The 888-nt window shown below is 57.5% G+C and carries 1 pseudogene; it reads left to right on the top strand.

What is annotated here, in order from left to right:
• Positions 1–883, top strand: a pseudogene (locus L1065_RS15710) (hypothetical protein); the annotation flags it as partial.
• Positions 884–888: the final 5 nt, after the last annotated feature.

Here is an 888-nt window from a genome sequence, read left to right as displayed (position 1 = left end):
GGCGATCGAGGGGCAGCATGAGGCGATCATCGCAGCGGACCTGTTCCAATACGTGCAACAGCATCTGGCACGCCCAAAGGCCAAACCCCCTGCCGCGAACCACCGCGCCCCCAAATCCCCGCTGGCAGGCAAACTGTTCGACGAGACAGGCGCTACATTGACGCCGAGCCACACCAAGTCGAAGGGCAGACCACTGCGCTATTACATCTTGCGCAGGCTGATCAAAGAGCGGCGCACATCACACCCTACTGCATGGCGGCTGCCTGCGGTGGAACTGGAGCGCTATCTTGTAACGAAGGTCCAAGAATTGCTTCAAGCATCAGCCCGCGTAAACCAGATCTGGCCGTCGGCACATGCGGCACAAATGATTGAGGCGCAGGAGACGCTGCGAAGCAAAGCAGATCCAGTAATATGGCTGCTGCTCATCGATCGCGTCGACATCAAAGCAGGCGAGGCCGATCTGCGTTTGTGCGCAACAGCTCTGGCTGATCTTCTCAACACAGAGCCAAGCGCAATCGATCAGAACCACCTCACAACCACGATCCCCTTCACTTTGCGCAGGCGTGGGGTGGATTTGAAGTTTGTGCAAACCAATGGCACGGCCCATAGCCAACAGCAGGTTGATACGACACTGCTCAAGAACCTTGCGCTGGCGCACACATGCTTGGACGCCATTCTAAGCGGTCAGTCATTTACTAAGGTCGCGGAGCAAACAGGTATCTCGAAACGCCGCATCCAAAGCCTTATCACGCTGGCGATGCTGGCACCTGACCTGCAAGAGGCGGTGCTGAACGGACAACAGCCAACCAACATGACCAGTGACCGTCTCTTGAAGAAGGGCGTGCCACTGCTTTGGGAAGACCAGCGTGCGGCCTTTGCCTGACACCC

It is taken from the genome of Nereida sp. MMG025 (genome assembly GCF_021654165.1).
In the GTDB taxonomy this organism is placed as follows: Bacteria; Pseudomonadota; Alphaproteobacteria; order Rhodobacterales; family Rhodobacteraceae; genus Nereida.
Note: the sequence above shows the minus strand (reverse complement) of the source record. Positions and strands in the feature narration are given on the sequence as shown.